The 24,502-nt window shown below is 65.6% G+C and carries 22 protein-coding genes; 9 read left to right on the top strand and 13 right to left on the bottom strand.

Annotated features, from left to right (window positions below; genetic code table 11):
- Positions 1–58: 58 nt before the first annotated feature.
- The 3 genes from AC3RJ7_RS18335 to AC3RJ7_RS18325 are packed head-to-tail and all read right to left on the bottom strand — an operon-like array spanning position 59 to position 3,244.
- Positions 59–1,519, bottom strand: a complete 1,461-nt coding sequence (locus tag AC3RJ7_RS18335; RefSeq protein ID WP_491457284.1) for an SCO6880 family protein — start codon at positions 1,517–1,519, stop codon at positions 59–61.
- Between the two features lie 3 nt (positions 1,520–1,522).
- Positions 1,523–2,902, bottom strand: coding sequence for a conjugal transfer protein TrbL (locus AC3RJ7_RS18330; RefSeq protein ID WP_491457283.1), 1,380 nt, complete (start codon positions 2,900–2,902; stop codon positions 1,523–1,525).
- 27 nt (positions 2,903–2,929) lie between these two features.
- Positions 2,930–3,244: a DUF6112 family protein gene (locus tag AC3RJ7_RS18325; RefSeq protein ID WP_491457334.1), complete on the bottom strand. Its 315-nt coding sequence runs from the start codon at positions 3,242–3,244 to the stop codon at positions 2,930–2,932.
- A gap of 286 nt (positions 3,245–3,530) precedes the next feature.
- On the opposite strand from AC3RJ7_RS18325, the gene AC3RJ7_RS18320 reads away from it, so the two are divergent.
- The 4 genes from AC3RJ7_RS18320 to AC3RJ7_RS18305 all read left to right on the top strand — a co-directional run bounded on the left by AC3RJ7_RS18320 (position 3,531) and on the right by AC3RJ7_RS18305 (position 5,474).
- The gene (locus AC3RJ7_RS18320) at positions 3,531–4,001 is read left to right on the top strand and encodes a hypothetical protein (RefSeq protein WP_491457282.1); all 471 of its coding nucleotides are present in this window, start codon (positions 3,531–3,533) and stop codon (positions 3,999–4,001) included.
- A gap of 14 nt (positions 4,002–4,015) precedes the next feature.
- Entirely contained in the window at positions 4,016–4,444 is a 429-nt protein-coding gene (locus AC3RJ7_RS18315) for a helix-turn-helix domain-containing protein (protein ID WP_491457281.1), read from the top strand.
- A 32-nt stretch (positions 4,445–4,476) separates the two neighbouring features.
- The gene (locus tag AC3RJ7_RS18310) at positions 4,477–4,884 is read left to right on the top strand and encodes a hypothetical protein (RefSeq protein ID WP_491457280.1); all 408 of its coding nucleotides are present in this window, start codon (positions 4,477–4,479) and stop codon (positions 4,882–4,884) included.
- Positions 4,885–4,952: 68 nt separating this feature from the next.
- Positions 4,953–5,474: a hypothetical protein gene (locus AC3RJ7_RS18305; protein ID WP_491457279.1), complete on the top strand. Its 522-nt coding sequence runs from the start codon at positions 4,953–4,955 to the stop codon at positions 5,472–5,474.
- 3 nt (positions 5,475–5,477) lie between these two features.
- On the opposite strand, the gene AC3RJ7_RS18300 is transcribed toward AC3RJ7_RS18305, so the two are convergent.
- The 10 genes from AC3RJ7_RS18300 to AC3RJ7_RS18255 form a co-directional block, all read right to left on the bottom strand.
- Positions 5,478–6,167, bottom strand: coding sequence for a hypothetical protein (locus AC3RJ7_RS18300; protein ID WP_491457278.1), 690 nt, complete (start codon positions 6,165–6,167; stop codon positions 5,478–5,480).
- Between the two features lie 444 nt (positions 6,168–6,611).
- Positions 6,612–6,878, bottom strand: a complete 267-nt coding sequence (locus AC3RJ7_RS18295) for a DUF6112 family protein (protein ID WP_491457277.1) — start codon at positions 6,876–6,878, stop codon at positions 6,612–6,614.
- Position 6,879: 1 nt separating this feature from the next.
- Positions 6,880–8,049 (bottom strand): M23 family metallopeptidase, encoded by a 1,170-nt coding sequence (locus AC3RJ7_RS18290; RefSeq protein WP_491457276.1) that lies wholly within the window; start codon positions 8,047–8,049, stop codon positions 6,880–6,882.
- A gap of 10 nt (positions 8,050–8,059) precedes the next feature.
- The gene (locus AC3RJ7_RS18285) at positions 8,060–8,710 is read right to left on the bottom strand and encodes a hypothetical protein (protein WP_491457275.1); all 651 of its coding nucleotides are present in this window, start codon (positions 8,708–8,710) and stop codon (positions 8,060–8,062) included.
- A 57-nt stretch (positions 8,711–8,767) separates the two neighbouring features.
- Entirely contained in the window at positions 8,768–9,745 is a 978-nt protein-coding gene (locus tag AC3RJ7_RS18280) for a ParB/RepB/Spo0J family partition protein (protein WP_491457274.1), read from the bottom strand.
- Positions 9,742–10,632 (bottom strand): hypothetical protein, encoded by an 891-nt coding sequence (locus AC3RJ7_RS18275; protein ID WP_491457273.1) that lies wholly within the window; start codon positions 10,630–10,632, stop codon positions 9,742–9,744. The genes AC3RJ7_RS18280 and AC3RJ7_RS18275 overlap by 4 nt, the downstream gene beginning before the upstream one ends.
- 3 nt (positions 10,633–10,635) lie before the next feature.
- Positions 10,636–11,046, bottom strand: coding sequence for a hypothetical protein (locus tag AC3RJ7_RS18270; RefSeq protein WP_491457272.1), 411 nt, complete (start codon positions 11,044–11,046; stop codon positions 10,636–10,638).
- A complete protein-coding gene (locus AC3RJ7_RS18265) occupies positions 11,039–11,725 on the bottom strand; it encodes a DUF2637 domain-containing protein (RefSeq protein ID WP_491457271.1) in 687 nt (228 codons plus the stop codon). The genes AC3RJ7_RS18270 and AC3RJ7_RS18265 overlap by 8 nt, the downstream gene beginning before the upstream one ends.
- Positions 11,713–12,606: a bifunctional DNA primase/polymerase gene (locus tag AC3RJ7_RS18260; protein WP_491457270.1), complete on the bottom strand. Its 894-nt coding sequence runs from the start codon at positions 12,604–12,606 to the stop codon at positions 11,713–11,715. Before AC3RJ7_RS18260 ends, AC3RJ7_RS18265 begins: the two co-directional genes overlap by 13 nt.
- The gene (locus tag AC3RJ7_RS18255) at positions 12,603–13,841 is read right to left on the bottom strand and encodes an ArdC-like ssDNA-binding domain-containing protein (RefSeq protein WP_491457269.1); all 1,239 of its coding nucleotides are present in this window, start codon (positions 13,839–13,841) and stop codon (positions 12,603–12,605) included. Before AC3RJ7_RS18255 ends, AC3RJ7_RS18260 begins: the two co-directional genes overlap by 4 nt.
- 156 nt (positions 13,842–13,997) lie before the next feature.
- Between AC3RJ7_RS18255 and AC3RJ7_RS18250 the strand changes: the two genes are divergently transcribed.
- From AC3RJ7_RS18250 to AC3RJ7_RS18230, 5 genes are all read left to right on the top strand, one after another.
- A complete protein-coding gene (locus AC3RJ7_RS18250) occupies positions 13,998–14,420 on the top strand; it encodes a hypothetical protein (protein WP_491457268.1) in 423 nt (140 codons plus the stop codon).
- Positions 14,417–14,947 (top strand): hypothetical protein, encoded by a 531-nt coding sequence (locus tag AC3RJ7_RS18245; protein ID WP_491457267.1) that lies wholly within the window; start codon positions 14,417–14,419, stop codon positions 14,945–14,947. The genes AC3RJ7_RS18250 and AC3RJ7_RS18245 overlap by 4 nt, the downstream gene beginning before the upstream one ends.
- Positions 14,944–15,936, top strand: a complete 993-nt coding sequence (locus tag AC3RJ7_RS18240) for a DUF6545 domain-containing protein (RefSeq protein WP_491457266.1) — start codon at positions 14,944–14,946, stop codon at positions 15,934–15,936. Before AC3RJ7_RS18245 ends, AC3RJ7_RS18240 begins: the two co-directional genes overlap by 4 nt.
- Positions 15,933–17,096: an alpha/beta hydrolase family protein gene (locus tag AC3RJ7_RS18235; protein ID WP_491457265.1), complete on the top strand. Its 1,164-nt coding sequence runs from the start codon at positions 15,933–15,935 to the stop codon at positions 17,094–17,096. The genes AC3RJ7_RS18240 and AC3RJ7_RS18235 overlap by 4 nt, the downstream gene beginning before the upstream one ends.
- A 501-nt stretch (positions 17,097–17,597) precedes the next feature.
- Entirely contained in the window at positions 17,598–24,428 is a 6,831-nt protein-coding gene (locus tag AC3RJ7_RS18230; protein WP_491457264.1) for a PA14 domain-containing protein, read from the top strand.
- Positions 24,429–24,502: the final 74 nt, after the last annotated feature.

Here is a 24,502-nt window from a genome sequence, read left to right as displayed (position 1 = left end):
TTACCACCTCTGCCCCTGGCCCCCCCGATCGGTGTGGATTCTCTCGGTGAGTCGCGACCTATGTCGGACGACAGAGCGGGAGCGCTGCTGCTGCGAACGCCTGGGCTTGTTGGCCAACGAGTCGGCGAACTTCGCAGGACGCTTGGAGCGCAGTCTGCTCGATCCCTGCAACAGCGGCGTCGAGTTTGTCGATGGTCGATGCCGACACCGAGATGAGCCCGGTGACGCGCAGCACGCCGTGGCCGGCAGTGAGATCAGCCTCCTGCTGGAGCACGTCGCCATATTCCGCCGTGGCGGAGGCATCCTCGATCTGGCCGATTCGGCGGCGCTGGTGGGCGTCTGACATGAGCTCGGTCTTCTTCTTTCGCAGGTCGCGCGCGGCCTTGTCCGCGCTGATGGGGAGATAGTGCAAGCTGACCGTGCGGAGGATGCCGTTCGTGAAGACGAGTGGGGCGAGGAAGCCGGGATAGACCTGCGACCGGGGCCATTCACTGATCCAGAGGACGGCGTGGAACGCGGTGTCGGTGCGGAGCCGGTCCCAGGATTCGGTGACCGCGACGGGGCCGGCCGTGGCGAGATTGCGGCCAATCGTCGGATGGCGCTCGAGTTCGACGCCGACAACTGGGTCGTATGCGGTTCGGAGGGTTCTAGCGAGGTCTTCAGCGGCGAGCCAGCCGCCGACGGCGAGATCTGCGGCTCGGAGCGCGCTTGTGAAGGCGGCAATTTCCTGCCGGAGTACGGCGGCGGCGCCGCGCATGCCGCCGCCATTCGAGCGCACCTGCCGGGCCGCAGCGGGCAGGTCGAGCGCGAGGCTGATCGTGGTGGCATGGCGTTCGCCCGCGGGTCCGGCGCGTTCAATGAGTTCACGATAGGTTCCGGCGGCCCAGGAATCGTCGTCGAGGCCGTGTTGCTCCCACCACTCGGCAAGCCCGGTTCCGGAGTTGGGCAACGTACGTTCGTTGACCTGGATACGAGCGATGCGTCCAGAGTGGCATGCGCCGGCGAGGACTCGCCCCCAGGCTTGGACTCGGCGGTGTTGTTCGCCTGGATCGATGAGCGCGAACGCTGGGTGGGAGATCGCAACGATTGCGGTCAGAGTCTGCTGATGAGGGTCGTGGATCATCACAGCGCCGGACTCGGGATCGCGCCATTCACGGAGGGGCGCAGCATCACCGGGCAGCGCGAGGGTTCCGACCGGACGTGGTCGCATGATGCGGCGCCGGTAGGTCAGTTGGCCTCGGACGGCGCGCAGCATCCATCTGGTCGTGACGGGCACCCATTCGACGATCTTGCGTCCACCGATCGGGACGGCTGCGGTCAGCGCGGCGGTGGCCCAGATCAGCGTGGTCCACGCGACTCCGTCGGCGCCCGCCGAGTACAGCGCGGTCACGATCGTGAGCAGAGCTATTGTCAACGCGACCAACTGTGGCGTTGAGAGGCCGAGCAGGATGCCGCGTCGAGTCAGCCGCGAGAACTGCACGGGGGCCAGCCGGTAGTCGTGTTGTGTTTCTGGCTTCACCGGTCAGCCATCCTTTCGTGGATTCGGTCGCACCGTCGGTGGCCCTTGTGTCGGCGCTGCTGGCGGGGGCACCGTCGGCGGTCGGACGGTGTCGTCTGCGGCGCCGAAGTGCGAGTCGGCCGATTGTGCGAAAGCGTTTCCAAGGCTCGGGCCGGCTTTCGCAGCGGCGCCGATACCTTGGGCGCCGGCGACGGCGGCAATGCCGATCGGTCCTGCTGCCGCGCCCGCGCCTGCGGCGCCGCTTCCTGCCGCACCGGATGAACAAGCGGCGGTACCGCCCGATGCCCCCACCTTCGATGCTGTGCCAGATCCTCCCGCCGAGCCCGTCGGGGTCCCCGCTCGGCCGCCGGCGTGGCCCGCGGTTGCGCCAGTCGGGGCCGGACTCCCGGCCGCGGCATCCTTCGTGCCTCCTCCGCCGTCGAGGATCTTCTTCGCACCGTCGACCCCGTGTCCACCGGGCACTGGCACTGGCCGGTTCAGTGCGGATTTCGCCTCCTGCTCGCTCGACATGGCGTGGTACATGTCCACGCCGACGAAGTTGAGGAACTTGTAGGTGATGTACGGGGCGAACGCGGCGACGAACATCAGCACGATGCCCGCGATCGGATCGCTGATCGAGGCGAGGTCGGCGTCGATCGGTGCGGCGACCTGCGCGATCGCGACGAGGAAGATCACGACGAGCACGAGCTTGGACAAGATGAGCGCTGCGACGAACGCGATCCATTTTCCGAGCCATCCCTTCGTGGCTTCCCAGGTCGCTCCGGCCAGAGCGATCGGACCGAACACGAGCGCGACCAGCAGCAGCGCCTTGCGGATGAGCAGCGAGAACCACACGATCGCAGCGGCGCTGATCGCGAGCGCGGACAAGAAGATCGTGACGATCGCGCCGATGCCGGGGCCGGCGATATTGACCGTCGCGAGACCTCCAGCAAGGAGAGCGATGCGGTCGCCCATCCCTTCCATGGTGTTGCCCGTTGCCTGCACGATGCCGATCGAGAGTTGGTCGGTGATCTCCAGAAGCAAGGCTGTGAGGCTGACGATGACGAACGAGCCGAGGATCGACTTCGCGAGACCGACGCCGGCGCGGCTCAACGCCGTCGGGTCGCGGTGGATGAGTCCGGTGATGAGTTGGAGGAAGAAGAACAGCAGGGTGACGAACACGGCGACGCCGAAAAGGACGTTGAAGACTTCGAGGTAGCTCGGATCAGTGACATCGACCAACGTTGTGGTGTCGAATGCGGTCCAGACGGCTTCGAACATCCATGCGGCGGCGGCGCCCATCGCCGAGGCGAGCCAGTCGAACGGTGCTGTGACGAGCGACGCGGTGCCCTCACCGACCGTGGTGCAGACCTCGGCGATGACTGGGATGTCGCAGACGCTCATCGTGCAGCCCTGAACGGCGTGGCGCTCTCAGACGGATTGGCCGACGTTCCAGAAGAAGTTGGTGAGCGTCACAGAAGCGCCGCAGACGACTGCGGCACCGCATGCGATGAGGACGCCGGTCTTTCCCCGCGATGCGAGGTGGGGATTCGACGAGTTCGCGCCGAGTCCCCACACGATCGCGGCGATGATCAGTGCGAGTACGGCCAAGATGAGGCCGATGGTCATCACTGCGCCGACGATGGTGCGCAGCTGGTCGATGCCGGGTAGGCCGGTTCCGTTGGGGTCGATGTCGATCACGGTGGGCTCCTCGGTCAAACGGACGGTCGTTTGATAGGTGCGCATTGCGACCATCGTCGGACCGATCAGAGATCAGGCCTCGCCAGCACTCAGCAGGTCTGTCGGCACGGACGCACCCGATACGGATACAGCGGATCGACGCATGCCCTTGCTACTCCCGCCGACGATTCCGTACGCACGTGGTGATGTCGTACTAGGTCGTCGAGCAGGCGCCGCGCGGCTTCACCCGGTCGGACAGGGCCCATGGTGCGGTGCATCCCCCCACTTTTGGGGCGGGCTGGCCGCCAGCGTCTCCCGTGGCTATGCGCCATGGGATAGCTAACATGCGAATGTGGGGTACTCAATCGGGCGAACTGGCAAGGATTCTCGGTGCTGCCAGCCGACGGAGTATGCGCTCGCGTGGATCGAGTATGCCGACCTCGCTCACTACGGCGTGCTTGAGGCGGATGCGTGGCTCAGGACGTTGCATCCAAGCGTTCGTGAACACGAGCTGGGCCGGATTGACGACTTGATGGAGGCCGCAGCGTACGGGCGCTTGGAAGCGGGCGGCGACGACGTCACGCCGATCAAACCGATTCGCACCGATCCTGAGATTTACGAGCTCCGACATACAGCTCTGAGCAAGAAGTTCCGCTTCTATCACGCGGAGCCAGCCGAGATCTCGGATGCTTTGGTTGCGCTGCACCATCACATCAAGTCGACCGACGAGGAGCAGGAAAGGCACATCAGTCACGCGACAGACCGCTTCAACATCGGACGCCCCAGTTTGTGGGGCACCGCAGACAACTCAGAGGTTGTGTGAATAGAATGACTGCTATGGTCACCGCTGTGCGCAGGATCGCTGCTGCCATCAACCCAATCAGGGCGCGGGCAAAGGTTCTCGCTCGGGAGAACCGTGAGATGAGGACAGCCCTCGTTAGAGCGCGCCGCAACGCAGGTCTCACACAGCTCGAGGTCGCCGAGCGGATGGGCATCACGCAGCAGGCCGTTCAGAAGATGGAGCGGTACGACGCAGACCCGAAACTCTCGACCGTCGAGCGTTATGCCAATGCCGTGGGCGCGCTCGTAATGCACCGGGTGGTTGTCGATCGGGGTCAGTCAGTATGGCTTGCAACGCAGAACCCCTGGCACACCGAGCAAGTTGTCAGAGGGCACCACGTGATAAGCATCACGGAGCGATCCGTCGGCCGCACCGACGATTGGATGAACGCCCCCGCACGCATGGCAGAGGCGGTTCATCGATGACGTCTGACTCTACTGAGGAAGATCGTCAGGCGGTGCGAGAACTGCTCGAACGCTCTAGCCTAAAGGAGATCGAGTATCACGAGCTGTCGGCCCGCTGGACGGGCACTCGCGAGGATTCAGGGTCAGGCGAGGCCAACCTTGAGTTGGGCCTTCAGCGACGGATCGACGACGAGACGTTTGGCTTCCGCCTCACCGGGGACGTGTCGACAGAGTTCGGGGAAGCTCGAGCGTCGGTCGCCGCAACCTATGACTACGAGGGTGATCAACCGGCGTTGCGGACGCTCCTCGCATTCGGCAACGAGGTCGCAATCATGACGCTGTTCCCGTATTTCCGCGAATCGATCAGCTCGATCACAGGGCGAGTGTTTGGGGACGCTATCCTTCTGCCGGTTCTCTCGCGAGGGGCTGTTGGGTTCGACTTGGACGACATCTCGGAGTAGATAGAGTCTGGCGGTCAGTCGCGCGTCGATCAGTCGTCACCACGAGTACGCCGCATAGGCTCAATCCCGTGAACGACGACTCACCTGAGGTGAAGGCGGACCCATCAACGCTGAGCGTTGCCGCGGCTGATGCTGCGCTCGCCGATGCTCGGGCCGGCTTCAACGACATCGGCCGTCGAATCGTCGCCTCGATGGATCTCTCAAGCATGGTCGGCAAGAACATCCCGAAGCTTGACCTACACGTCCCAACGTTCGAAGAGGCTGCTGCGGAGCGTTTCAAGCAGCACCCGGCCATCCTCGAAGAGCTGCGGACGATCTCAGCGCCGCTTGATCTCGCCGACCTAGACGATTCGCCTCAGCGCACCGCCGAACACACAGCGGCTGTCGCCGAGCAGACCAGAGAGATGGCCCGAACGCTTGAGGTCCTTGCCGCCTACTCTGAACAGAGCATCGTTGAGGCCAAGGCCGCGACGGTGCGCGCCGAGCAAGCCGAGAAGTGGTCAAAGCGCACCACAGTCATCGCCCTGATCATTGCCGGCGCATCACTTGTTGTCGCCGTCGTCACTCTCGTCGCAACATTCGGGTCGTAGGGATCACGCGATTGCGGGGTCCGCTGCCTTCGCATCGCGCCGTCGCATCGCGAGCTTCGCCGCCCACGCCTCGCCGCCCAACGGAAAGGCGAGCCCGAAGAGCTTCTCCATTTCCGAATCGATTTCGTTGAGATCTGCAACCGTTATGGTCCGGTCGAGCCAATGGCGCATGCCCATTCGTAGGTGGAAGATCTCGTGATGCGCCCTCGGATCGTCCTCGACGCTCAAGTTCCTGAGGTGCTTCATCGCCCAGATGCTGATGTCGATCTCTTTCGATCCGAGATGGATCGTCGCGGCACCGTTGGCCGCGCTCGCAAGAGTCAGAGCCTCAATGGCGCGCTCCGTAGCGCCTGGGTAGGATCGAAGAATATGGTGCCGCTCCGCAGCATCGATGGCTGTTCGAAATCCCTCGAAAACAGCCTCACGATTCGCTTCGAGCCTGGCCGACCTCAGATCAGCCTGCGCCTGCTTTCGTTCGGCCGCTCGCTCAGCATCGGCTCGTTTGCGATCCGCAGCGCGCTCGGCCTCCCGGTCACGCACCTGCAGCCGGTACATCACGATAACGAGGATGCTTGATGTGGCTACCGACAGAAACGAGACGATCACGCCCAGCACCTCCCACCAAGGCGTGCCGGACGTCGCCTCAACAATGCGACCGAGCTGACAGCTGATCTGTCCCGGGTTGCAGTCCACCAGCGCACTCTATACGGCAGTAGTCCACTGCTGGCGGGGAGACGCGCTCGCTGCGTGCGATCGACACGCCGGATGCGACGCGCCGGCTGATCGCGATTGGCGACCACGCTTCCGCATTGTCGAACGCCTGGGCTCCGACGACGCCCCTCTGAACAGCCTGTCGCGGTCCGCGCAGGCGAACCTTAACGAGGAGCAGCCAAGGCCGGGGCGTTGATAGCCGTCGGAACTGCGCGCGGCTGCTGACTTACCAGCGCCCAATACGGGGGACGTCACGTAGACGGGCAGAGCGACTCAAGATAGCTGCGGCGAATCTCGGCAGCGCTGCCCATGTACTGCCGCTGGTCGCGCCAAGGGAATGCGGGGCGCGCTGACTCGTGAGCATGGCCTATTGGCTAACTGCCCCGAGAATTTCGCGGCAACGAGGCGAACCGCATCTGAAATGACCTACATCGCCGCTCCCGCGGCGAGGAGGAAGTTCGCCCATGCAACCCCGAACCCGGCGAGGGCGGCAGCGGAGCAGGCGATCAAGACGCCGAGTCGCGCACGAATTGCGGTTCGATAATTTCCATTCGCGGCTGCAAGCGCCCAAGTGACCGCGCTCACAATGATCATGAGCACGGCGAAGATGAGCACGTACGTCATGAGCGCGCCGATGACGCTGCGGAACTCGGCGGCTGCGCCGACGGCGCCGAAGTCGGGGAAGATATCCATTTCAGCGGATCCTTTCGGGGCGGCATCCGGCGAAATTGACGGCCGCGTTGCCGACGGCGGCCGCACCATGTTCGGTGAGCCAGGCGAGGGCGTCGACTGCGGGCTGGTCCTGTCCACCGGGGTGGATCTCGAGATGCAGGTGCGGGCCGGTCGACTTGCCGGCTGAGCCGACATCGCCGATGTGATATCCGGCGGCGACGCTGTCGCCGGCAGTGACATGGATTCCGGTGCCATACATGTGCGCGTAGTACGACGCGACGGTCTGACCGCCGATGGTGTGCTCGAGGATGATGAGCCCGCCGTAGGTTCCGCGCTCGCCTGCGAACACGACCCGACCGTCGGCGATCGCGAGGATCGGCGTTCCGGAAGGCGCGGCGAGATCACTGCCCGCATGGAAGCGATACTCGCCGGTGTAGGGGTCGACGCGGGGCCCGAAACTGTCGGTGTTCGTGTAGGTGCCTTCCGGGAGCGGGAAGACGACTCGCATCGTCTCAGGGACGCGGGGGAGTCCGCCGTGCGCATCGCCGGCCGACCGTGTAGCGGTGAGCGCGGCGAGGATCCGTTCGGCGACCGGCTCGTACTCGCTATACCTGTCGGGAAACGCGCTGACCTCCACGGCTTGCGCAGCGGCACCGCGTTCGAGCTGTTGCCAACCGGCGATATCGAGCAGCCCCTGCGGCGAGCCACCGTTGGGCCCGGACGCTCCACCGAAGAAGGCGCGGGCCTGGTACTTCGGGTCCATGAGTTCGGCGACCGTGCCCCATCCGGAGGCCGGGCGCATCTGGAAGAGTCCGAGCGAGTCGTGGTCGGATCCGTCGCCGTCGTTCGGGTAGCCGATCGATTCGGGGTAGGCGCCGGAGTTCGCGAGCATTCTGAGGCCCGATTCTGTGAGGGCCGCCATCAGCGCGATGATGACGCCGTCCCGTCCGACGCCCGCGGTCTGCGAGCCGATGGTCGTGATCGTGCCCGCGTGGGTCAACTGCCGGCGGTTCAGCGTGAGCGGCTCGCCACTTCGCGTGCGGGCGGTGAGCGAGTCGGGGATGTCGCTGACGATGAGCGACCCGGATGCGCACGAGCGAGCTGCCGGGTTGACGAGTGCAGCCACGCTCACCAGTCCGGCGGGCGGCCCGAGGAAGGTGATGAGGAGCAGGATGGCGAAGATCTTCTTCATGGGGGGATCCTCAATGGAGTGGCGCGTCGGGTCGTGAGAGGCGCAGCAGCCAGCAGCGTTCATCGCTCGGGCAGTCGACGAAGACCGTGAATGACACCGTGTGCGAACTCTCGACGGGTTCTCGGTTCCACATGCCATGCCGTTGGGCGGTGCCCGTCAGCGTGAACGCGACTGCCGTCTTCGACAGTTGCCCGCGCGTTGCCTGCGCGCGGGCTGTGGTCCAGGCATCCGGAATCTCGATGGTCTTGATGTCGATCTTTTGCCGGGTGCTGTAGGCCCGCAGTTGGTCCCAGGTGGTTGGATTCGGCAGGTAGGCGCGGACGTCGGCCGCGACGCCGGCCGCCTCCTCGGGGTCGGCGGCGTCGACGAGGCCCTGCGCCCACTCCCCGGGGCCATCGGACGAGCGCGTGTCCCAGTCGAAGAGCGCTCGGGCGACGTTGCGAACGAAGCGCTCGGGATCGGCGGTTTCGGCCACCGATCGAGGTGAGGAGATCGGGGCCGGCTGATCCTGAGAGCTGTCGGCTGTGGGTCGCGACACATGATCGGCAGCGGTCGCTGCCCCGCGGAGTAGCCCGTACATGCCGACGCCGATCAATCCGAGCAGCAGGCAACCGCCCGCCACGAGGGCGATGATCAGTCGGCGTCGATGGGCGAGTGGCACGGCTGGTTCCTCCGAAGCATCCCGATGAACAAGGTCATGGGACAGGTGCGCGCGACTTCAACGGGCGATTGCCTGTGTCTGGCTGCGGAGCCCACGAAGCGCCGCAGCGAATTCGACTGTCCCTGCGATCGTTGCTTCGAACTCGTCGCTCTGCTCGTTGGTGAGCTCCGCGGCGATCTCGTTGACGTCGAAGCGCAGCCACCAGTCCTTCAGGTCGGCCCACTGGAGTACGAATGCCCGCACCGGCAGCTTCACGGTCTCGGTGCCGGCGCCGTGTGTGAGTCGGGCGCGTCGCTTCGATCGTGAATCTGCTTTCACACGGGCAAGTGCTTCCTTCGCGAGCTGTTCCAGTTCCGGGGGAGTGGCCGACCCGTCGACCGCATGCAGATGCGCGGTCACGGCTTGGAATGCTGGCTTGACCGGCGCACCGCCGTCGATGGCTACGAGCGCGCGAGCTGCGTCGGCTCGGAGTTCCTCGGCCGCATGTTCGTCGTCGACGATCTGCTGCAGGCGACCGATGCGCTCGTGGGTGTCATAAGAGCGCTGTCCGGTGACCATCAAGGCGGCCTGCGATCGAGTGTCGCCCAGGCCTCGTCGGAGCGGTGCCGCGTCCGACGCGGCACCGCTCTGATGGACCCCGCCGACTCCGAATCGACCGGTCGCCTGCCGCCGCTGTGCGTCCTCGCTGAGCAGCGTCTTGACCTCGCGATACAGCGCCGCTGCCTCGGTCGGTGCGAGCGACTTGTGCATGGCGTTGTCGTCCTGCTCGGCGAGCAGCCGGGCGAGTTCATCCGAGATGCCGGATCGCACCCACACACTCACCTGGCGGTGCCCGAGCAGTCGCAGCGCCGCAAGGCGGCGTGCCCCGCACACGAGGTCGCCGTCGGGCGTTACCGTGATCGGCTGCAGCAACCCCTGCCGCTCGATCGAGGCGGCCAGGGCTTCGATATCGCCGAGGTCCGTACGATGGCGCACCCCGACGCGGATCGAGTCGATCGCCCGATCGAGCTCGATGTGCCCATGCCCGCTGGTCATGTCACCACCCGCGGGGTGTTGACGACCACGTCGATGACGAGGTCGTCGTCGTGCAGAAGGGCGCGCAGCGGCTCCCCGATGAGCAGCCGCAACAGGATGCCGCGACCCGCGACGGTGTGCTGATGCATCGGGTCGCAGCATCCCAAGAGCGCCTTGAGCATGGCGTGCCAGGCGTGCTGCGGCAGGTCGAGTTGCGCGCGGGCGGCGTAGTCGCGACGCAACGACTCGTATGCAGACGCTCGGGATGGGGCATCCGCGAGGCGCCCGCACACGTACTCGACGCCGGTGCGCGCGCGGTCGCCGGGCCAGCCGAGCAGGGTGAACAGCGTGATCGCGTCGGCGATGGCGGCCCGCACGTCTTCACGGGGTGCGGAGCCTGCGTCGAGCACGGCGTCGGCCGGCTCGGTGCGGAACGCCGGGTGGTACTCGGGCAGTTCGTGCTCCCGGTCGCTGAACCGTTCGGCATCGTGGAAGGCTGAGACCTTTGCTCGTCGTGCCTGGTGCACGGAGCACAGCAAGCCCTGTGCGCGCTCTTCGGCGATACACGTGACCTGCACGGCACGAGTGACGAGCGCCCATGGGTCATCCGCCCGCAGCGTCGCGGGCGCCCGCATCGCATCGAATGCGGCCGACGCGGCCTCCCACGGGTCGAGGTGGTGCTTGCGGGCGAGCGCTGAGTACTTCTGGGCGGCGTACTGCAGCAGGGCGGATGCCTCGGGGTCGGTGCGCCACGCGGCGCCGTCGGATTCCTGCAGGCGCTTGAGGAGTCTTCGCAGACCTTCTGGCCCTCGGAAGGCTTCTGTCTCACGTTCGAGCGTCGAGCTCCACTCCATGGCGGCACCTCCTGTCGGATCGGTGCGTGTTGCCGCGGTCAGCAGGATGCTCATGGTTCACCTCCGTCCGAGTCCTGGGCGGGTGAACTGGGTGCGCTCCTGCGTCCGTCCAAATTCGGAGAGGGGCGGCAGCTTCGCTGCCCGCTCGCGAATGGCGCGTCTGGTCGTTGCGGGTGCGCGGCGGAGTCGCCGTGCGAGCTCGGCTTCGAGGTCGAGACCACGGCCGGCGATTCGCCCCGTTCCCGTGTTCAAGAGATCGGACGCGCGGACCCACACGATTCCGGGCCGATTGGCGCCGCCGGTTGGGTCGACCGTGTTTGTCGGGTTGGCCTCGAATGTCCTGGTTCGTGCGGCGAGCGCAGCGCGAATGCGGTGGCCGACGTCGTCGGTCTCGGATTCCGCGTGCGGGCTTCTGGGCTGCCGATCATCCCAGGGGCGGCGGTTCTGCTCGAAGTCGTCTTCATCCATCGTTCGCGCCCTCTCTCACAGTGGGGTTTTGCGAGGTAGGTGCGCCGACGTGGTCGCGGAGCCATCGGCCGATGGTCGAGGGATGCACGCCGAGCTGACGGGCGATCGCCGAGTTCGACCAGCCGAGTGCTCGCAGAGAGGACGCGTCTTCGCGAGGGGCGAGGACGGTCGTGGGCTTCTTCGGGATACTCGCTGCCGCTGAGACTCGAGCAGTCGATTTCGAGGCAGCCGGTGCTGCCGCCGTCGCTGGAGCCGTGGCTCGTGGGGTGCGCATCAGGATCGAGGTCAGGTGGGTGATCGCGAGCAGCACGAGGGGCGGCACCGACGCGACGCAGGCGGCGAGCGCGAGCGGCACGTCGGTAGTGTCGGCGACGACGGCGTGGATGGCGTTCGCCGCGACAGAGATCGCTGCGCCGGCCACGAGGAGCACCCATGGGTACCACGCCGCGCGGGAGCTGGCGAGAGCGACGACAGCGACGGTCGCGACCACGATGATGCCGTCGATGATCAGCGGCCAGATCCATGCTTGGTCGGTCGCGACTCCGGAGCGGCGAGCGAGGTCGCTGAGCGATGTGAACGAGAGCCAGAACGCGCCCGCGGCGATGAAGAAGGTGCCGATGATCGCTGTGATCATGGCGAGGCGGACGCCGTCAGGGCGATGGGCGGTCAGCGCAGGCATGGTGCCTCACCTCCTCGTCGAGTGCTGTGCTCAGGCTCGTGCCAGTAGATGTCAGCTGATGCCCGCGGCAGAGCGGCACGACGAACGGCAGAGCGGATCGTGACGGCGATCTCCCGGTCGGAGAGTCCGGAACTCGCTGCCGCATCACCCAGGGCGCGCATGATTCCGTCTGGCGATTGGCCGGCCTCAGCGAGTCGGCAAGAAGCCCAGAAGAGCCCGTGGTTGCGCTCACCTTCCTGCAGCCGGCTCACCCAGGCGGCGAGGCGGGCAAGGTCTGCTGGTTCGCTCGGTGTCGACCAGGTCGTCGGTTCAGGCCGAGGATCGATCAGCTCACGGAGTGCCGATGCGTTGACCGGCTGGTGCGGGGAGGAGTTGATCGCGCAGACGCGATAGCTCGTACGTCGCGTACCGCTGACGAGTGTGGACGGCGGTATGACGACGTAGCCGCCATCGCCACGAAAGTCGATGTGCGCGCTCGCCGACTGCCAGCAGCGCTGCGGTCGACGCGGCTCGGCGGGGAAGTAGAGGTGGAGCCCGCCGGATGGGGTCCGGACACGGATCGCGTCACCGTCGACGAGGCCGGCTGCTTGTGCAGCCTCGAGTGCGGCGAGCCCAGAGCCGGTGTCGGTGATGTCGACGTCGACGACATCGAATCCCGAGGTCGGCCCGGTTGGCATCGCGAGGTTCGCTGCCGGCCACTGCGACCACCACACCCGGACGATCTCGAGATCGGAGCTCGCATCGTGGAAGCCGGCCGACGTCAGTGGCCGCTTGCCGTTAGGCAGACAAGGGAACACCGGCACCCCCGCTTCCGCGAACTCCAGAGCCGCATCACGAGGTCTGAGCGATGCTGCGGCGAGCATCACCTCTGCGATGTTCATGCGAGCCGCCTCGACTGGATGCGCTCGAGCGTGCGACTCCGCGGCGCCGTCCGCGCAACCGACGAAGCCGAAGCGCGGGAGGGCGCGTGCGTCAGTCCGGGCGGGTCGCCTCCACTGAACTTCTTCGTAGGGAGCACGTCGAGGATGTCGCGGGCGGCACGGCGAACGCGCTCACCCGTGGCCTGTACGACTTCAACCGGGGTCTTGTCGGGCACTGTCGACGCCCACCCGGAGACGTACGGGATCGTGTAGTCGGTCGTGTCCATCCCGTGCGCGGCGCCGATCATGAGTGCCACCGACTCGGCCTCGACCTCACCGATGCCACGGTGAGGTGGCAACTCGGCGTTGTCGGCGGTGTCGTGGAGGCGGACGTGCGCGAGTTCGTGGGCGAGCGTCTTCACCTGAGCGGCGGCATCGAGGTCGCCTCGGACGACGACCGTGCGCTTCGCGAAGTCGGTGATCCCGTTCGCACCGGCGATCGCCGCGGCATCCTTCGCCGTCGTGAGTTCGAAACCCGCGGCACGGATGAGTATCGCGAGAGCGGCCTCGAGGCCGGGCGGGGCCTCGCCCCGGAGGAGCTGCGGGGCCGGTCGCGCCGGGATCGGCCGACCATCGGTTTGCGAGACGTCCCAGACGTAGGCGGGACGAACGCCGGTCAGCTTCGGCCGAACGATTTCACCAGGCCTCGGACGTTCGCGGCTTCTGAGACGTCGCCAGGAAGCGACATCGGTCGGATCGGCGGAGGCGAAGCGGGCGGTTCGCGGTGCGAGGATCGCGTACCCGCGCTGGCCTGCGAGCACGCGCCGGCCGAGGGTCTGCCACTGTTTGAAACCGGCGAGGTAGGTGGGAATCGGCTCGGGGACCGTACCGCGCTCGAAGGCGGCGAAGTGCTGAGCCTGGATCAGCAGCATGTTGTTGAATGACCGGGTACGGAAGCGTGCTGCGAACTCCAGCGCTTGCTTCCAGCTGTCGCCAGCGACGAGGGCTTCGACAGCAGCTGTAAGTCGCTCGTGGAGTTCAGCGAGCTTGGCTTCGCGGTCAGGTCGCGATTCTGGATTCGTGGGCACGTCCATCACCTTTCGCAAGCGCCTGCCGCTCGAGCTGGGCGGCTGACACAGAGGTGTGTCGCCTGCGCACGAGTCATCCTCGGGCGCATACGGGAAGCGGCTCCGCCTGGCGCGGTAGGCGGCACCGGGGGCGCGTTCAGCACAGGCTTGGCGCTCCGTGTTGAGCATGCTCAAAAGCTGGATTCGAGGTCTTTTTAGCACTCGATTTGAGCATGCGCAACCCTTGTGTTGGGCATGCTCAATTGCTAGGGTGAGTTTTGCTCAGCATGAGCGGGAGGTGACGATCAGCCCTGCCTGACCCGAGGGGGAGAGGGACTGAATCACATGACCGAATACGACAGCACTGCGGCAGCCGAAGACTTGGCGAAGCGCCTCCGGTTGCTCATCGATGTCGCGACAGCGGAAACCGGCTCGGAGCCGACCTACACGCAGATCGCGCACTTTCTCGGCGAACGGGGCGTCAAGCTCTCGCGATCCCGTTGGACGTACATGGTCAACGGTCATCGCTCCGTGCAAGATCGACGAGTCCTCGAAGGACTGGCAGCGTTCTTCGACGTCGAGCCGGAATTCCTCTCCGGGGTGAGTGGTGCTGCCACCCCCGAGCGGGTGAGTGCACAGCTCGACCTCGTGCGAGCCATGCGAGCCGCGCGCGTGAAGGCATACGCAGCTCGTGCGTTGGGCGACATCTCGCCCAACGCTCTCTACGCGATCAGCAGATATCTCGATGAGGAGATCGCGCACACGTGAACCGGCGGCGCGACGGCGTCGAGGGTCACGAGCCGTACACGTCCGAAGGGGAGGACGAGGCCGTGAACAGTGAAAGGGCAGTGTCGGAGACGCTACCGGGGCTCGGACTCGGCACGTCGTTCACGTTCAACGAATTGATTGGCGCGATCGAGCGGGTGCGCGGGACAACTATCCGCATCGTCGAGATCCCCGAGTTGGGCGATGAGGCCGGCCTCTGCGCGCTGTTGGTCGAACGCGAGGGCGAAGACCTGATCTTCCACGCGCCGACCGAGTCGGCGCTGCATCGACAGCAATTCGTTCTGCACGAGTGTGCGCATCTCATCCTCGGGCACATCGACAGCGGTGACGCAGGCGTGCCCGACTTCCTGCTGCCCGACATCCCGCGGGAGACTCGGCAACGGCTGCTGCGGCGGCAGAACCTCGACGACCCGCTCGAGATCGAGGCTGAATACCTTGCCGACGAGCTCGCCGCCGCCATTCGCTCATCGGCTACGCACGACACTCGGTTCGTGGAGATCTTCGGGTGACTGCAGTCATCGTCGCGGGATTGATGTGGCTCCTCGTCGCGAGCTTGCTCATCCTGCGCCGAGGGCGGGTCGAGCGCGCGATCACTTGGGCGTCGCTGACGATCGCGATAGCCATGACACTCAATATCGACGGAGTGTACGTCGGGCTCGATCGTCTCGCTGGTGGCACGAACCTCGTCACGCTCGTCGCCGATCTCGCGCTCATGACCGGCGTGTTCCTCCTCGGACGAGGCGTGATGAAAGCGGCGGATGAACCTCCCCGGGCGGTACGCATCGCGCTGAGCCGTGCGACGTATGTAGCCGCGGCGGTGGCTACGGCCGGCACGTTCTTCGTGATCGATCGAGACGCGACGACGACGAACTTCATGCTCGACTTCGGAGCCCAACCGGCGGCCATGGTCTACTCGATGACGCTGTTCACGTACTACGCGGTCGTGCTCGCAGCGATGGCCACTGTCGCGATTCGGCAGGCCCGCGTCAGCCGTGGCATCCTCATTGCGCCACCGATTCTGCTCGTCATCGGATGCGCGTTCGGTATCGCTCTGACGGCCGACGTGATCCTGATGGATCTTGCGCACTTCGCCGGTCGTCCAGACCTCATGGCTGCAGCCGCGATGCCCTACAGCACGCTGTACCTGTTGACCTTCGTGTTCTTGTGCGGCGGCTTCGCGAGTCAACCGGCCGCGCGCACCTTCCGTGCGCGCGCCCGGGCCCGAGCAACTCAAACGCTGACTCGCGAGCTCGCTCCCATCTGGCACGCAGCTTCGGCGGTGCATCCTGGCATCAGCCAGCGTCCGGATGCCGCGTTCGACGCCACCGATCCCGAAGCGTTGCTGCATCGCCAGGTCGTCGAGGTCCGCGACGCGATGATCGACACACGCGTTGCGTTCTCGATCAGTGACGCGGATCGTCAGGTGCTCGAGCGGGCGGAGCGGCATCTCGTCGGCGAGAAATCGAAGTCGCCGCCGCGGACGCGGGTGACGGCATGAGCGCCGGTCGCGTCGTCGGCGCCGTCATCTCCGTCGGCGTCGCAGTCTCCGCGGCGCTCGGAGTGCTCGGCTACGTCATCGCCGGACGCGTCACTGCGCCGGTCGGCCCGCGCCGATTCGATCTCGTCGTGCGAGGGGTCGATGTCTCAGAAGAGCGAGTCGTCGTCATCCTCACCCGGACCGCGCAGACCGCGACGCCCGGCCTGTTCAACCTGATCCTCGAGAACGGCGCGTGGGTCAAGCTCAGCGAGAAGGTGCTCGCCGTCAGCGCCGAGCTCGTCGGCCGCGAGGTCGTGGGGGAGTTGGCGCCCGATGCGCTCACGACCGGAACCCGTGCCTCGTGGAGTGGCATGTACTTCCGAACACCCGCGGATGCCGGTTTGGAAGCCGTTGACGTCGAGGTGCCGACGGAGTTCGGACCCGCGCCAGCGTGGCTAATCGAACCTGCAGGTGCAGCCGGGGACACCTGGGCGATCCACATCCACGGGCTCGGAGGTACTCGCGCAGGGACGCTGCGCGGTGTGCAAGTCGCTGCCGAGGCCGGACTGACCTCCTTGGTCGTCACCTATCGAAACGACCGTGAAGGGCCGACAGTCGGATCCGGACGATCGACACTCGGCGCGACGGAGACCGACGACGTCGAAGCAGCGATTCGCTACGCGGTCAACCACGGTGCAAGCCGCGTGGTCCTGTTCGGCTGGTCGATGGGCGGAGCGATCGCGCTGCAACTGGCATGGCGGCCGGACACCCGTGACCGTGTGGCTGGCCTCGTGCTCGAGTCGCCCGTGCTCGACTGGCTCGAGGCGATCAAGGCGAATTGCCGGCGAGCCGGCTTGCCGAAGAGCGCGGGCGCACTGGCAGTGCCATGGCTGAACTCGCAACTCCTCGCGTGTTCCGTCGGCCTCGATGCGCCAATTGGATTGAGGAGCCTCGCCTTCGCTCAGCAATCTCGTACGCTACAGATTCCCGCCGTGGTGCTGCACGGTTCCCGGGATACCTCGGTACCCGTCGAACCTGTCGCGCAGTTCGTGCGCCCTCATGCCTTCATTCAGACTGAAGAGTTCGATGCTGATCACACAATGACATGGAACGTCGACCCCCTCCGCTGGCGAACTCTCGTTGGAGGGTTGCTCGCCCAAGTGTCGCGTCATACGCGCTGATCCACCCAGCGTGAGCAGGTTCACCCGGCCCCTTGTGGCGACCCAGCGAGATAGGCGACGACGGATCGGTTGATCCGGTATGTGTCATGTGCCTTGGCCGAGTTCGAGGCTGTGACGGCCTACCGACGCCTTCCACTTCGGCGGCACAAACGCACTGCGCACCCTTCGATGCTGGCGGGCGAGGAGCCGGGCTCGAACTCGAGGCCGCGCCATTGCGTGGTGGGCCCGGACGTGACCGCCTCGGGCGCGACGAGGGCCCCTTGCACTCCGGCGACCACGGCTCAGCGCACGAGCGCCACCTGAGAGGGCCCGCGCATCGCCCGGCCGCACCTTGGTGCTGGCTGTGCGTTTCTCGACTCGCCGATCCCGATCCGCCAATTTGATGCACCGTTTCGATAACGGATGCATACCGATGCGCTGGCTTTGAACGAAAGGTAGGGGTGTTGACGTTTATGTTCGTTCCCGCGGTTCCATTCCCGGGCCGGTGTCGACGCTGTGCCCTTGGAGGAAGCCGTGCGCTTTCAGAGTCGTTTTGTGCTGGTCTCGTCGCTGGTCTGCGCGCTCATCGTCGGCGTGGTGACGCCAGCCGGCGCCGAGGAGAGCACGAGTACTGAGCCGGAACTTGCGACGGTCGAGGAGGTCTTGGACCTCCCGATGGAAGAGTCTGCCGAACCGGCAAAGTCTCCGGCCCCGGTTGAACCTGTCGGTGATACCCCGGCAGAAGTGCCCGAGGCGGCCGAGGCAAGCGCTGTCGAGGCGGGAGAGTCGTTCCAGCTGGATCCCGAAGCGCCGTTGCCACCGGAGTCGGACATCGTTGATCGTGGTGAATTCGAGACGACCTACGACCTCGGTGACGGGGTGAGCATGGTGGATCTCTCGCAGGAGCCGCAGAACATCAAGATCGATGGCGAGTGGGAAACCATCCAAACCGCGGTTGACGGGACGGGGTTCTGGTCGTTCCTCGGGTTCGGCGGCGGCGAGGTTGCGAAGCACCCGTTGAGCCCCGAGTTCGCGGAGACTGCGAGTGACGACGGCATCCTGCGTCTCTCGAAGGATGGCTACGACATCGCATTCACCTTGGTCGGTGCCGGCGGCTCGAAGCTTGTGCGCGACCTGAATCCGTGGTCCGGGGAGCGCTCGCGGGTTGTCTACGGGGACGTGTTCCCAAACACCGATCTCGTGTTCGATGTCCGCACGGGCGGGGTGAAGGACCTGTTCCAGCTCAAGGAAGCGCCAGGGGTGGATGGTCGCGTTTCATGGGAATGGTCGATCGATACCGACGGGCTCGACATGGTCGAGCTCGAGGACGGCACGATCGAACTGCGGGACTCGGAGAACTCCCCCGTGTTTGTGATTCCGGCTCCCATGATGTGGGACTCCGCCGGCGAAGTCGGCGAGCAGGACCAACCCAACGCGACTCATGACGTGCAGGCAGCGGTCGTCGAGGACGGTGATCGCTGGCGCTTGACGTTGAAGGCCGACCGCGACTGGCTCAACGATGATGCCCGTGTTTACCCCGTTACCGTGGACCCCGAGGGCACCTACGGTTCGAACGATGTCAAGAGCATCAAGTCGAACGGCCAGACGAACTCGTTCTACGGAGTCCAGGTCGGCAACACCAATGAAACGGGGATCTGGCGGACCTGGGCAGACATTGATTACGAGGGCCTATTCGGCAAGCAGGTGCTCGATGTCGTAATGGACTTCGACCTGCTTTCATCTGACTCCACGACTACAACTCGGACGAACTATGTCCATGTGGGTACCTCGCTGACGTATGGCGGCTACGGGGCCGTGCTGGGGCCGTTCGTCGGCGGTACCGGATATGCGTACGCAAACGATACTCGTCTGTCAAAGCAGATCTCGGACTGGGTGAACGCTCGGGCTACCGGGAAGTACGTTGCGATGCGCGGCGAAGAGATCAACGGGTACACCTACAAGCGTTACGCGTCACTGCACACACGCGTGGCGTACAAGAGTTTCCCGACGTCGGGATCGCCTTCTTCGCCCGCGAATGGGGCATTGGTCGACCTTACGCCGACGTTGAAGTCGACGGGGGCGACGTCGGCGGCTGGGTATCAGGTGTCGTGGCGATTCATCGTGGGCACGTCGTCTGCGGTGTGGGACACGCGCGTCTACGACTCGGGTTGGATCGCTGGCAATGGGACGCCCGGCAACGCTGAAGTGACCGTCCCTGTGAATGAGTTGTTGCCGGGTACGAAATACTACTGGAAGGTCGATATCCACGACACCGCCGACGGGCATTTGGGGACCTCGACGGTAGATAGTTCCTCTGTCTGGTCATTCACGACGAACAAGCCAGGCATGCCCGCCGAGTCAACGGCGTCCCCGGTCGAGGGCGCGAAGCTCGCGACATTGACCCCGACGCTGACGACGGGGCGAGTGACGAACGGTGCCGGCCAGCAGGTGAAATACAAGTTCCAGGTGACATCGGGTTCTGATGGCAAGTCCGGCCTGGTGGCGTCGTCGGGGTGGTTGGCGGCGCCGCCGGACGGGTCGAACCCGAAATGGGTGCCACCGGCCGGCACATTGCAGGACGGCGGCAAGTACTACTGGACGGTGCTGACGCAGGACACCATCGAGGAATACGGCCCAGTGTGGACGAACGCTTTCCAGATCGACCTACGGATCGGTGCGCCAGGGCCGGCGCCGGTCGATCAGGCTGGGCCGGTGAGCGTGAATCTCGCGAACGGCAACCTGAATCTCTCATTTGCTTCGCCGATGGTGTCGACTGCAGGTGGGCCGATGGGGTTGACGTTCAACTACACGCCTGCACGCGATGACCGCGGTCTGAACGCCGCCTACTACGACGCGACTCCAGCGTCCGGGGCGACGTTCGATCCTCAGATCGGATCCCGCAAACCGGTGTTGATCCGCACCGATCCGCTCGTGAGTTTCTATTGGCCGGAGGAACCGGCCCCGTCGGTTCCAGAGAACAACTTCATCGTGAAATGGACCGGGTTCATCAAGGCCCCGGCAGGTACCTATACGTTCGGCATGAACCGCGACAACGGCGCAAAGCTGCTCATCGACGGCAAAACAGTGATCGACAAATACACCAACACCTGGACGTCGGGTGCAGTCGAATGGGCCCCCGCATCGACGGTCATGTCCGATGGCGCCGTTCCGTTCGACCTGCAGTTCTTCGATCAAACAGGTCCCGCGACAGCGCAGCTGTGGGCACGTAATGAAGCGACCGGCACAAAGTTCATCGTCCCGGCCGACTGGTACACCCGATCGGTGCCGACCCTTCCGCAAGGGTGGGAGGCATCCGCGCCGGTCGCCGGGTCGGGCTCGACCTACGTGACCGTACGGGCGACAGACACGACGCTCGTGTTCACGGACCGCTCCGGCGGGGTGCACACCTATACGAAGGCGTCGAAGGGCGGTTACACCGCCCCGACCGGGGAGTACGGGGTCGCGAGCCTCGACACGAAGGGCAACGTCACCCTGACCGAAGCCGACGGCGTCGTGTACGTGTTCAACGCGGCCGGCAAGCTGCAGGAAACGGCGGACCCTCTGGATGGGAAGAAGCCCGCTACACCGAAGATCAGCTACCGGGCCAATGGCAGCCCCGACCGAGTGTCCGACAGGTTGTCGTCGGATGGTGCCGCGACGCCGAAGTACTCGCGTGAGGTGCGATTCGCGTACGGTTCCGACACGCTCGCGGCTGTGGGGTTGCCGGGTACCGGGCCCGCCTGTCCCGTGCCGTCTGGCACGGCCTACGTAGCGCCGGATCCGGAGAAGCTGTGTCGGATCATCTACCCAGGGTCGACCGGACAAGATGACACGACCCAACTGTTCTACGACTCGTCTGACCGGCTGGTCGCGATCGTCGATCCGGGTGCGGAGACGACGCACTTGGAGTACGACTCGAAGCGGCGTGTGATCGGCGTCCGAGGTCCGCTGGAGGTCGACTGGCTGGCTGACTCCGGTACGGCTGCATCCGACGCGAACCGGACGACGATCGCCTACGACGCGGCGGGCAAGGTGGCGAGTGTTTCGCTCGCGGCTCCCGACGGTGTGACGCTGGCGAACCGGCCGATCAAGCGGTACACGTACGCGAGCGGGACGAGTTACGTCGACGTCGATGGTCTGACCGTCCCGACGGATGCCGTGTCGAATGGCCACGCCCGCACGGTCACGTTCGATTCCGCTCTCCGGCAGACGTCGGATCGAAGTGCGCTCGGCCTCACCGGCAAGACGGTGTGGAACAGCAAGGATCAGCAGTTGTCGTCGACCGACCCGCAGGGGCGGATGAGCACGACGTTGTACGACTGGGCCGACCGCGCGACCGACACCTACGGGCCGGCGCCGGCGGCATGTTTCGACGCGAGCCGTAAGCCGATTGCGACATGTGCGATCACGCCTGCGCACTCGTCAACGAGGTACGACGAGGGGTTGACCGGGCTCCAGGGCGCCTACTTCGACAACGCGACCCTGTCCGGTGTCCCTGACGTGTTCGCTGCCGGGGTTGGCGGTGCCGGCGGTGCAATCGACAAGAACTGGGCAGCCGCTGCGGCCCAGACTGGACTGCCGATCGACAAGTGGTCGGTACGGCTGACCGGTGTGCTCACCTTCCCCATTGCGGGCACCTACAAATTCGAGACGTACGCGGATGACGCGACCCAGATCTGGCTCAACGACGTGCTCGCGCTCGACAACTGGCAGACCGGAGCCCTCCGGTCGACCGAGGTGAACATCACCGCGACCGCGGGTGAACGCAAGCGCATCCGCCTGCAGTACATGGACGACACGGGCGACGCGCGTCTCGTGCTGAAGTGGACCCCGCCGGGGTCGACCACGTCCGTCACGATCCCCGGAACGAACCTGTCGCCCGGGTATGACCTCGCGACCTCGATGACGACCGATGACAGCGTTTCGACGTCGACGGGTCTGCCTGCCGACTCCGCGCCATCGGTCACCACGGCAACGAAGTATGGCACCGCGCCGTGGCTCGGACTCCCGACCGAGTCAATCATCGACCCGACCGGCCTCAAGCTCACCACCCGCACCGGGTACGAAGCCGAGGGCGACGGCTACCTCCGCCGCACCAGCCGCATGCTCCCAGCCGGCGTCGCCGCCGGCGCAACCGTTGCCGATGCCGGCACCAGCTACGCATACTACGGCGACAAGGAGACCCTCGGCCAAGCGCTCAGCACGAGCGATGCGATCTGCGGCGTCCCCGCAGCGACACCGCAGTACGGCGCCCTCCGCAAGTCCACCGCCCCGGCGTCGGCGGACGGCACCAGGGTCGTCACTGAGTTCGTGTACGACCTGTTCGGACGCGCGGTCGGTTCGAAACGCACCGGCGACGATGGCTGGTCCTGCACTAAGTACGACGCCCGCGGCCGAACGGTCGAGGCGAAGACACCTGCCTACGGAAGCGAGACGGCCCGCACCGCCACCTTCACGTTCGCCGTTGACGGCGACCCACTTGTTACCCGGGCGGAAGACCCAGTAGGCCAGCTCACCGCGACCAGCGACCTGCTTGGCCGCGTCACGGGTTACGTCGACGTCTGGGGCACGACCACTCAGGTCACCTACAACAGGCTCGGGCAGGCCACCCAAACCGTCGTGACACCGCCCGTCGGGCCGGCAACGACAACAGAGGCGACCTATAACCTCGATGGGCAACTGGAAACCCTCCGCATCAACGGCACGCAGGTCGCGGATCCCGCCTACACGACGGGTCAACTGACGAGCGTCGCGTACGGCAACGGCAGTTCGCTTGCCGGCATCCAGCGTGATCCCTCCGGAGCCCCGCTGAACTCAGCATGGCAGTTTCCGGGCGGACAAGCCTCGGTATCCGACGCGGTGATCCGCTCACAGTCGGGTCGGGTGGTGGCAAACACCCTCACCGACGGTGCCGAGGCCTACGCATCGCAGTACCGCTTCGACAAGGCCGGCCGGCTTGTGACGGCAACCATGCCCGGCCGCACGATCGAGTACGGATTCGCCGCCACGGGCGGATGCGGGGTGAACACCTTCGCCGGCTTGAACGGCAACCGCACCAGCATGACCGAAACTCCCGGCGGCGGTGGCGGCACGGTGACCACGACGTACTGCTACGACGAGGCCGACCGGTTGACTTCCTCGAGCGTCACCGGCACTCCGGCTGGGCCGGGTCTGTCGCCGGTCGGTGGGGGCATCAATGCCGCCGACCTCGGATACGACGCCCACGGCAACACGGCGAGGTTGGCGGACCAGACGCTCGGCTACGACGTGACGGACCGGCACACGACAACGGTGTTGGATGACGGCACGAAGATCACGTATTTGCGGGACGTCACGGGCCGAGTCGTCCAGCGCACCGAAACCCCAACGACGGGGGACCCGGTCGTGTTGCGGTACGGCCACACCGGTGGCGGAGACGGGCCCTCGCTGACCCTTGACGCATCGGGGGCGGTCCTCCAGTCCGTGCACGGTCTGCCCGGCGGGGTGACGATGGCCATCAGTGCGGAAGGCCAGTCATGGTTGTATCCGAACCTTCATGGCGACATCACCATCACTGCCGACCAGACTGGCATCCGGAGCCCGGGCGTGTTCCGATACGACCCCTTCGGCGGACCCGTCGACCCAACCACCGGTCAAGCCAGCACCACTGTTGCCGACGACTCCGGTCCGGATACCCTCCCTGGTTCGGCCGACTGGGGATGGCTTGGCATCAACCGCAAGTTCGCCGAACACGCTGGCAGCGTGATGACGATCGAGATGGGAGCGCGCCAATACGTCCCCACACTCGGCCGCTTCCTCGAAGTCGACCCCGTCGAAGGCGGGGTCACGAACAACTACGATTACCCAGCCGACCCCATCAACCAGACCGACGTTTCAGGCGAGAGGCTCGACTGTGGGATGTGCAATCGAGGGATCGTGGGGCGGCTCAACGTAACCTTGCCAATCTTGGGCGGCGTGATTGCCGCATACATATCGGACGCAGTTGGACGCGGCAGCAGCAATCTCGGCTGCTTCGTCACCGGGAGGACGGCCTGCCTGTCTTACTCAGCGCCAGTCGGAGCTGTCGGCGGAACAGCCAAGGCGTCCGCCGTTGCCAAGCTGAAAGGGCTATCGCCGAGAGCATTTTCCCGCGCGGCTAAGGTGGGCGCGGAACAGGGCGCAGCACAGGCTAGCCTTGAGGGATTTGTAGCCGCGAAACTCGGCCAGTCGCTTCAGAAGGTTGCCGCAACGGCGATCACGGGGCTTCTCACGACTGTCGCCAACCCCTCCACGATCTTGGTACCGTTCGACCTTTCCACGAATCCTGTCCCCATACCTGGCCGGTACTGTGCTGAGTACGTGTGCATGGCATAGCCTGCCAACCGGTGTTCGGTGAATGGCTGAGGTTATGGACTTTGCACGTTCGACTTGGGTCGGGGAGCGGAATT

It is taken from the genome of Agromyces solani, from assembly GCF_058349925.1.
Note: the sequence above shows the minus strand (reverse complement) of the source record. Positions and strands in the feature narration are given on the sequence as shown.